Annotated in this window: 8 protein-coding genes; 4 read left to right on the top strand and 4 right to left on the bottom strand. The window is 45.5% G+C overall.

Annotation, left to right across the window (positions count from 1 at the left end):
- Positions 1-643, bottom strand: a 643-nt coding sequence (locus JHD69_RS17765) for a glycerophosphodiester phosphodiesterase (protein WP_304622309.1), incomplete at its 3' end; no start/stop codon positions are given.
- 105 nt (positions 644-748) lie between these two features.
- Here JHD69_RS17765 and JHD69_RS17760 point away from each other — a divergent pair.
- Both JHD69_RS17760 and ybeY read left to right on the top strand, forming a co-directional pair.
- Entirely contained in the window at positions 749-4,105 is a 3,357-nt protein-coding gene (locus JHD69_RS17760) for a DUF4175 family protein (RefSeq protein WP_233166022.1), read from the top strand.
- 70 nt (positions 4,106-4,175) lie between these two features.
- Positions 4,176-4,598: an rRNA maturation RNase YbeY gene (gene ybeY, locus JHD69_RS17755; RefSeq protein WP_199141690.1), complete on the top strand. Its 423-nt coding sequence runs from the start codon at positions 4,176-4,178 to the stop codon at positions 4,596-4,598.
- Between the two features lie 74 nt (positions 4,599-4,672).
- On the opposite strand, the gene JHD69_RS17750 is transcribed toward ybeY, so the two are convergent.
- From JHD69_RS17750 to JHD69_RS17740, 3 genes are all read right to left on the bottom strand, one after another.
- The gene (locus JHD69_RS17750) at positions 4,673-5,341 is read right to left on the bottom strand and encodes a PepSY-associated TM helix domain-containing protein (RefSeq protein WP_199141689.1); all 669 of its coding nucleotides are present in this window, start codon (positions 5,339-5,341) and stop codon (positions 4,673-4,675) included.
- On the bottom strand, positions 5,322-6,842 hold the full coding sequence (locus tag JHD69_RS17745; RefSeq protein ID WP_199141688.1) for a DUF2271 domain-containing protein: 1,521 nt from the start codon (positions 6,840-6,842) through the stop codon (positions 5,322-5,324). The genes JHD69_RS17750 and JHD69_RS17745 overlap by 20 nt, the downstream gene beginning before the upstream one ends.
- Positions 6,843-6,959: 117 nt before the next feature.
- Positions 6,960-8,222: a threonine aldolase family protein gene (locus JHD69_RS17740; RefSeq protein ID WP_233166020.1), complete on the bottom strand. Its 1,263-nt coding sequence runs from the start codon at positions 8,220-8,222 to the stop codon at positions 6,960-6,962.
- A gap of 365 nt (positions 8,223-8,587) precedes the next feature.
- Between JHD69_RS17740 and JHD69_RS17735 the strand changes: the two genes are divergently transcribed.
- Positions 8,588-9,217: a GIN domain-containing protein gene (locus tag JHD69_RS17735; RefSeq protein WP_199141687.1), complete on the top strand. Its 630-nt coding sequence runs from the start codon at positions 8,588-8,590 to the stop codon at positions 9,215-9,217.
- Between the two features lie 164 nt (positions 9,218-9,381).
- Complete coding sequence (locus JHD69_RS17730; RefSeq protein WP_199141686.1) at positions 9,382-9,756, top strand: MCP four helix bundle domain-containing protein; 375 nt, start codon at positions 9,382-9,384, stop codon at positions 9,754-9,756.
- The last annotated feature ends 55 nt before the right edge of the window (positions 9,757-9,811 follow it).

Here is a 9,811-nt window from a genome sequence, read left to right as displayed (position 1 = left end):
CCCCCCCCCCCCCCCCCCCCCCCCCCCCCCCCCCCCCCCCCCCCCCCCCCCCCCCCCCCCCCCCCCCCCCCCCCCCCCCCCCCCCCCCCCCCCCCCCCCCCCCCCCCCCCCCCCACCACTTTTTTTGTCGTGGTTCGTCGGCAGCGTCAGATGTGTATAAGAGACAGACCCAGGCTTCGGCTTTTAGTTTTTTAATGAGTTGCAGGGCGCTTTCGGTCAAAAACATATCGCGCTCTTTGCCCATATTCTGTGGTTTAATTTCTAGAATAAGCTTGGTTTTCTTTTGGGCCATTCCCACTTTGAGGTAATTCTCCAAGGTAGGGATTGATTCGCCGTTGGAAAGCTTCTTGCTCAGCAATTGCGCATAAGTAGATTTTGAAATCGGCATACCCAAAAAATTAGGGTCGTGGTTGACAACCATTACGCTGTCTAGGGTCATGTGCACATCAAACTCGGAACCAAAACATTGGATCCGGATGGCTTCTTTAAGCGAAGAAATAGAGTTTTCGGGCAGGCCGTTCTTCTTCCAGGCGCCACGATGGGCGATTACCTGGTTTTTGTTCCAGCTGGTGATGGCCTTTTGGGCGATGGCCTGTGTTGAAATCATGGCGCTCAGCAAAATTACAGTTGTAAATCGTTTCATTTGTGTAGTTTAATCGACTAAAAGTAGAGATTTGAGACCAAAATTGTATTGATTTTTTGTTAACTTATCCCTGTCAATTTTAAAACTATTAAATTAGGGCAATTATTGGCCAACCAGCACACATTTTTTACCTTAATTTTCGTTAACAACGATATGGGCACCAGCTACGATCTGCTGATCGACAAGATCAATGAGTTTACGCGCAAGTTTTACCTCAATCAGCTTTTGCGTGGAAGCATTTATGCGGCGGCCAGCATTTTGGGGCTTTACCTGATGCTGTTTGTGTTGGTTTACTATGCCCACCCTGGTGTTGGTGCCAAAACGGCGCTCTTCTTTTCTTTTGTGTTGGTTGCCTTGGCCATTATTGGCTTTTGGATTGTGAAACCGGCACTGGCTTACCTGAAGCTGGGCAAAACCCTAAGCCTAGAACAAGCCGCCGGCCTCATTGGCAATCATTTTTTTAACGTAAAAGACCGCCTGCTCAATACTTTGCAACTCAAGGCGCTCGCCGATACTTCGCCACAGCAAAGCCAATTGATCTTGGCCGGAATTGACCAAAAGATAAACACCCTTAGGCCTATTCCCTTTGCCAGCGCCATTAACCTGGGCGAAAACAAAAGACACATCAAATACATTCTGGTTCCTTTGGGCATCATCATGGCCATCGGCCTCATTGCGCCGGCCGTACTGCGCGAAGGAACCGATAGCTTTATCCGCTACAACCAGGAAATTTTGCCCAAAGCACCTTTTGATTTTGTAGTGGCCAACAAAAGCCTTACCGCTACGCAAGGCGATGATTTTAAGGTGCAGCTCGAGCTTAAAGGCGACGAATTTCCGCAAGATGTTTACATCGAAGACGGGCCCAACACCTATAAACTGGAAAAAGAAAACATCAGCCATTTCAGCTACACCTTTAAAAACCTGCAAAAAAACAAATCTTTGCGCTTTTTTGGCGGTGGTTTTAACTCGGCTACCTTCGTGATCGAAGTCAGGCCTCGTCCATCATTGCTCCAAATGAGCGCCCAGTTGCTTTATCCGGCCTACCTGCAACGCAAAAACGAAACCCTGAACAATGTAGGCGACATGCTCATTCCCGAAGGCACCAAAGTGATTTGGCAGCTGCATACCGAAAACAGCGACGAACTTTCTTTCATGTTGCAAAACCAGGTCTTTAACCTCAAGGTAAACGATAATGCGGCCAGCTTTGCCTCGGTAATCCGCAAAAACAGCGCTTACCGTGTAGTGCCCAAAAATGCCTTTGTCAGCAACAGCGATTCGCTTAGTCACCAAATCAACGTAATTGCCGATCAGTTTCCGAGCATTTCGGTTGTCGAAACCCCGGATTCGCTGAGCAGCAAGGCGCTTTATTTTTCGGGCAGCATTGCCGATGATTATGGTTTTTCGTCGCTTAAATTCAAATATAGCATTAAGGAAAACGGCAAAACCGTGAGCGAGCAAAGCAAAGCGATTACCATCAAAAACAACCAAACGGAAAACGCCTTTTTTTACCTGTGGAATTTGAACGATAGCAACACCAAACCAGGGCAGCTTATCGAATACCACTTTGAAGTTGCCGATAATGATGGCGTAAACGGCGCAAAGGTTTCCAAATCGGAGATCAAAACCTACCAGGTGCCTACCCAGCAACAACTGGCCGAAAAACTGGCCAAAGGCAGTGAAACGCTCAAGCAAAAAATGGAATCGACCATCAAGCTGGCCAATACCATCGAAAAAGACAGCAAAAAACTGAGCCAGAACCTGCTCGATAAAAAACAGCTTTCTTTTGAAGACAAAAAGCAGATCGAACAATTGCTCGACAAGCAAAAACAACTGGAGGAAGCCGTAAAGGATATCAAGCAGCAGAACCAGAAAAACACTTTCGAAAAACAGGAAAATAATGCCTTGAACGAAGAGCTGAAGGAAAAGCAAAAGCAGATAGACAACCTCTTCAACAACGTGCTCGATGAGAAGACCAAAGAACTATTGCAAAAACTGCAGCAGCTGATGGAAATGAACAACAAGGACCTGACCCGTGACGAGCTTTCGAAAATGCAAATGGACAACAAAACCCTCAAAAACGAGCTCGACCGCATTTTGGAACTTTACAAGCAACTGGAGTTTGAGCAGAACTTGCAGAACAAAATAGACCGCTTAAACGAAATGGCCAAAGACCAAAAGGAACTGAGCCAGCAAAGCAAGGATAAAAACAGTTCGCTCAACGATGTTAAAGACAAGCAAGACCAATTGAATAAAGATTTTAAAGACCTTCAAAAAGAACTGAAAGACTTGGCCACCAAAAACGAGCAGCTCGACAAGCCCAACAACTTTAAAAATCCCGAAAAGGAAACCAAACAGATTGAGCAGCAACAACAAGACAGCCAAGAGCAACTGAACAAAAACAACCGCCAAAAAGCTTCCGACAGCCAAAAACAGGCGGCCGAGCAAATGCAGCAACTGGCCCAGCAAATGAAAGAAGACCAGCAACAGGGCGAAGAAAAGGAATCGAAAGTGAATGCCCAGGAATTGCGTAAACTACTGGAAAACCTGCTTAACACTTCTTTTGAACAGGAAAAAGTGATGCTGGCCTTGAGGCGGATGAATAGCAACGATCCTTCGTACACCACCAATGTACAGCAGCAGAATACGATTAAAGACAACATGAAAACCATTGCCGACAGTTTGCATTCGCTCAGCAAGCGCGTACCGCAGATTGAAAGCGTGGTAAATGCCGAGGTCGACAAAATCAACTTCAACATCGGCAAGGCGCTCGAATATTTGGGCGACAGGCGTACGCCCGAGGCCAATCGCTCGCAGCAGTTTGCCATGACTTCGCTCAACAACTTGGCGCTTATGCTTAACGAAGCCTTAGACCAGCTTCAAAATGCCAAAAAGAACGGAAAATCTGGCGGCAAAGGCAAGCAAAGCATGCAACAGCTGCAACAAATGCAGGACGAGTTGAACAAGAGAATGCAGAATGCCCGCGAAAAAATGAAACGCGAAGGCAATATGGGTACCGTGCCCAAGGGCCAACAAAGTGAAGAATATGCCCGCATGGCCCAACAACAGCAAATGATTAGGGAAGCCCTGCAAAAAATAAACAAAGAAGAAAACAAGGATGGCAAAGGCAGCATGGGCAATCTGAACCAAATGGTGCAGGACATGAAAAAAACCGAATCGGATTTGGTAAATAAGCAAATAACCGAAGAAACCATGAACAGGCAGAAGAACCTGACGGTTAAACTGCTCGATGCCCAAAAAGCGCAACGCGAACAGGATGAGGATTCGAAGCGGGAAAGCAATGCTGGCAAGGATTTCCCGCCGTCGTACAAACAGATGATGGACAAGTTCAAAAAGCAGCAGCAAAGCGAAACCGAACTGATCCAAAAATTGCCGCCAAGCTTGAACTACTACTACAAAAACAAGATTGCGGAATATTTTAAATTGCTAAATTCGCCGAAATAATTATCGTCAATGCAATCCCGAAGTGAGCAAAGTGCTCATTTTGCAATGGCGAGCATCAAGACAAGAGCAAATGGCAAAAATCAATTTCTTTACCGAAGACATCACGTATACCCTTAAACAGAAGACCCTGATTAGGCAATGGATTGAAGCCACTATTGTGAAAGAAGGCTATCAATTGGAGGAGCTCAATTTTATTTTGTGTTCTGACGCGTATTTGCTGCGTATAAACCAAGATTACCTTCGGCATGACGATTATACCGACGTGATTACTTTCGACAACTCAGAGGCCTTAAAAACGATTGTTGGCGACATCTTCATCAGCTTGGAACGAATCCGCGAAAATGCATTGGCTTTTAACGCCAATGTAGTAGATGAGCTTTGCCGGGTAATGATACATGGAACTTTGCATCTTTTGGGCTATAAAGACAAAACAAAAGCCGCCAAAACATTAATGACGGCCAAAGAAGACGAGTACTTGGCCAAAAGGCCTTAAAACAAAAAGGACTTGCGAAGTTTTGAATACCTCGCAAGTCGCTCAAGCCCTTTAGCCTTCTTACTTTCAACCTCTTAAGGCACCAGCCAAACATAAAGCAGGTAGCACAACAACAGGCCAATGATGGCCGAAACCAGGCCAGAAACCCGTTTCTTTTTCAAGAACAGCATCAGGATAAGTCCGGTTAACGAAACCAGCGTTAAAAAAACCGCCGAAATATCGATTACCCAGCCCCAGCCCGTTCCCGAGTCACGGCCTTTGTGCAAATCGTTCATAATGGCCACGATACCCATCTTGATTTCTGAAAGCTCGTAAGTGCCCTTTTCACGATCAATAAAGGCATCGGCCGAATAGGCGGGGCCCTTAAACGTAACCGTTACCTCCGAATCGTCGATCCTGAATTCGCTTACTGCACCTTTTACCTGGTGTTTGTTGCGCATCCACTCTACGATTTCGAGCCTGGCCACCTTGTTGGTATCAGGGTTATTGACCCATTTTGCATCCAGTTTACCTTTCAGCTTGCTTTCAATTTGCTTATCGCCACCAAGCCAACTGGGATGGTTCAGCGTTAAACCAGTTACGGCAAAGAAAAGCACGATGGCAAAACTGACCATCGAAAGGTAGATATGCAGCCAGCGCGAAAGCTTGGCTACATCCTTTTTTGCACTTTTCCCCGATTTTTGGGCAACCGTCTTCTTGGAAGTCAGCGCCCTTGGCGTTGGATTATTTTTTGTAGAAGTCAAAAGTTACGTTTGAGATTTCAACATTGCCTTCTGCCGTGGCTTTCTTGGCGGCTTTCTTTAATTCCATTGGCTGACGAAGGATCTCGTCTGTACCGTGTTCTTTAGAGGTTTCGATAATGATGGTGTACTTGCCTTGCGCTACATAGTTGCCTTTGTCGTCTTTACCGTCCCATTTAATGGTGTATTTGCCTGGAGAGCGGGTGGCGCCGGTTACCGAAGCAAAATTGGCCTTGTCGGCTTTAAAGCTTTCGCCGTTAATGCGGTACCAGTTTTTTAAATCAGGTACCCATTTGGTTTTGTTATACCATAAAGCCAAATTGCGAACCGCCTCTTTTTTCTCATTCTCAACCCAAATAGCGGCAAATGGCCTATGGCTGTTGCCTTGGATGGCATTAAACTCGAAATTGATAGCCAATTCATAACTTGGATCCCATGGCTTGTCTTTTCCATAAGCAACCGGAGTTACGTTATTGGTTTTGCTGGCTTTAACCGTTGGATCAACCAAAGCAGCCCAACCCTCGCTTTCTATGCGTTTGCCATCTCTGGTGATGATCAGATACTCTGCATCCTTTACGGTTCTGGCCAAGGCCTCGCTTTCTTTAACCGACAACACGTTAAATGCGGTTGCCAAGGCGCCGGCATCTGTTGCGTTAGGCGCGATAACGGTAGCGCTGATTACCCCTTCAACCGGTTTGCCTGTACGCGGGTCAACAATATGCGAGTACCAGTGCTTGCCAATCTGCTCGCCTCTGCGGTAATTACCACTGGTAGCTACGGCCCTGTTGCTAACCAACAAATGGGCTAAAGGGGCGTCGTTTTCGGCGTTGGCCAAGGGGTTGGTTACATTTACATGGTCTTTTACATCGCCTTTAATTACCAAATCGCCACCAATGTTTACCACAACGGCATCAACTTTGGCTCCAGCCAGGGCGGCATCGCAAGCCAAATTAATGATGTAGCTTTTGGCAAAGGTATTCATCACTAAAGGCACATTGCTCAACCGTGTGGCCGTTAGGTTTTTGGCATCAAGTGTATAATGAGCCTGTTGCATGGCCGCCACCGCCGCGCCGATTTCGGCTTTGCTAGGCAACTGCTGTTTTTTAGCCGCATCGCTCCACAATTTGCCAGCTACAGCCGCCGAAGCATCAAGGGCCCCGTTGGTACGCGATTTCCAGTCGGCAAACAAGCTCAACATGTCAAAAAGCTCTTTCGAAACTTTTATGGGCTTGTTCAGGTCCTGTTTCATCCATTGGCTGAATTCACTTTTTGCATCATACGCACTAAAAATAGCCGAAAGGCGGTTGATTTCGGCTAAGGCCGCGGTTTCGGCTTTCTCGGCTTCAGCTTCCGAAGTGCTGGTCATCTTAAATTCTAAAGATGTTCCCAATACATTTTCGTAATGCGAAACATACAGCTGCTGGTTGTTTTTTTTAGGGCCTTTGGTAAGAGGCTGTCCGCCAATCATCAAAAAAGCCATGCAAAGAGAGGCAAATACTTTCATATCGTTATTAAGTTTAATTCTAAATAATGTGCAAATGTAAAATCTAAATCTGAATTTATGCTTTTTAGGACTGTATTTTTTACATTAAGGTTTAAACAGGGCGATAATTAAACCATTTTAGGCTTTGGCAAATGCGAGGGCTTCCTTAAATGATTCGAAGATCAGCTGGTTGCTTCTCCTCAGCAGCGTTAGATTGATTTTGATCTTGACCTGGCCATCTTCTTTAGGCATGCCAAATACAATATTATGCTCCGTCCGCAGCCGCTTGTTTAGTTTCTCTGCATCAATCCCCTTGTCTAGGCTTACGTTAAAAAGATTTGTTCCGTTGGTCAGCGCATTTACTTTTATTCCCTTCAGGTTGTTGAGCAAGACAAACAGTTCTTTGGCCTTTGCCTTGATTTGCTGCATGTCCTCGTCGATGGTATTTAAATGGTGCAAGGCAATGGCGGCGCTTGGCCAATTGGTAAAAACACCGCCACCATGAATTTTAATCAGGTGGTGCATTTGGTTTATCAGGGCTTTATCACCACACAAAACCGCGCCTCCCGTAGCGCCCAGGTATTTGTAGAGGCAGAGGTAAACCGTATCAAAGTAAGATGCGTACTCCTTTACTGTCGAGTTGGTAAAAGCCGTGGCCATGTGCAGTCTTGCTCCGTCCAAATGCATTTTATAGCCTTGTTCTTTGCAATAGGCCGAAATCCGTTTGATCTCTTCCAAAGGAAAAAGCTGGCCTTCGCATCTTCTCACCGGCGTTTCTATCGATACCGCCCCTACACCGCCCACAAAATATTCGCCCTGCTTATGGTAGGCAATGGACTGCTGAAGTTCTTCTAACGTAAAATAGGCCCTTTCTTTGGCCAAGGGGATGAGTCTTTTGTTGAAAAGGGTTTGCGCAGCATCGCCCTCATCACGGTAAACATGACTGGTTTCTTGTACAAAAGCCTTGGTGTTTTGGCCACAGAGCACGCTAATGGCCAATTGGTTGGCCAAGGTTCCACTAGGCAGGTATACAGCGGCCTCTTTTCCGGTAATGGCTATAAATTTCTTTAGCAGCTTGTCTATCGTACCGCCTTCGGCATAGCTATCTCTTTCAATGGGATTGGTACTATTGATTTCCTGCAATTTGGCGATCAGGTCTTCGGGCCGATAAAAAATACCGTCGTTGATGAAGTAAACCGCTTCCGAATCCTTAGAAAACCGCTGAGGGGTTGAGGCTATTGCCTGAAAAGGGATGGCCGGAGCCAGCAAGGGCAAAGCCGAAAGGCTGGAGAGCTTTAAAAAATCGCGACGCTTGAAATTTGACATGCCAAAGGGATTGTTGGTTTCGATAAATTTGGGCTTTTCTTTTTTCAAATCCAAAAACACCTCCAACTTTGTCAATTGACCATGAGCTTAGCTGATTCTTTACCGTGACAAAATGCTTAACATCTCCTTTCTTTAGCTCCCTAAAAGCTGATTACTTAAACACTTCTGGGCTAATCGGCTGATTATTAAAGACATTTCGCTGACAATTCTGAGAGCGTTTATCTCTCCTCCCCCTCTTTTCGCCGAAAAATTTAATGCCTGTTGGTCGAAAAATTACAGGCGTTCGTCGAGAGTTACCCCTCGCTGGTATAATACGGGCATTTCTGGTGCAACCTTTTTAAATTCTTGCAGTCTTATTTACGAAACCAGCCTGATAGGGGCGGTTCAAAAAACCCAAAAATTAACAATTATATCAACAACGATTTTAAAAAAATAAGAATATGAAAACTGCTATCAAAACTTTATTCGCCATTGCTTTAACCACCGTATTATCAGCAACAGTTGCTTCAACCGTTAAAGCTGCCGACAACAATACCATTACCGTATTATCGGAAGTTAAAAAAGTAAACAAAATCAACGTATCTGGCAACGTAGAAGTAATCCTGGTGCAAAGCCCTAACGAAAGCGTAAAGGTATACGACAACTACTATGCAAAAAATGCATTGGTACAACAACAAGATGGCGAGCTGCGCATCAGCTCCTTCAACAAAGAAACCTTAACTGTTGTGGTTTATGTAAGCAATTTGTCGACGATTACAGCTTCTGATAACGCAAAAGTGAGCACCTATGGCAAATTCAATACCTTGAGCTTAGAGGTTAACCTAAAAGACAATGCGGCTGCCAATTTAAATACCAACACCATCAACCTGAACAGCAACTTGAGCGGACAAGCCAACCTAACCTTGGCTGGTTCAACTTCGGCCTACAATGCTACAATGGGTAGCGTGGCTAAGGTAAACCTAGATCAGTTTGCTGCCGAAAGCACCAGCATTCAATCGCAAAATGTAGTGGTGGCCAAAACTGTTGCCACACTCAACGATATTGAAACCGCTGATTTAGTTTCCCTATAAAATTCATAATCCATCATAAATTTAGTTTAGTTTTTAGTTTAGTTAAGTAAAAAAGCGGATGGATGTCCGCTTTTTTTATGCCTCCTCTCTTCATCCAGCCATTTTGCCACAAATAATGCCTATCTTTAGCTATTTTGTTTCTATTCCCAACTAACCAGGTAGCCATGAAATTTTCTTATTCGCTTAAACAAAAAACCAAGATTGCCCTGTTGCTTTTCTGCATTATGGCCTGCACCATTTTAATCAGGGTATTGGAAGATAAGAGCATTAAGGACATGGGGACTTCCTTTGTTTCGATGTACAACGACCGCTTGGTACCCGCTACCGACCTGTTTATGGTGGCCGAAAAGGTACATGCCAAACGACACTTATTGGCTAGCCATACGGCCATGGATCTGCAACAGTCCAAAAACATAGACCAAAGCATCGATTCGCTACTGGACAAATATGCCAAGACCTTCTTGGTTAAAAGCGAAAAAAGCCAGTTGCAAAACCTTAAAAACAGCTTGGCCCAAAGCCTGTCTCTTATACACATCTAAAAGGGGGGGGGGGGGGGGGGGGGGGGGGGGGGGGGGGGGGGGGGGGGGGGGGGGG

It is taken from the genome of Pedobacter sp. ASV12, from assembly GCF_016429155.1.
GTDB lineage: Bacteria > Bacteroidota > Bacteroidia > Sphingobacteriales > Sphingobacteriaceae > Pedobacter.
Note: the sequence above shows the minus strand (reverse complement) of the source record. Positions and strands in the feature narration are given on the sequence as shown.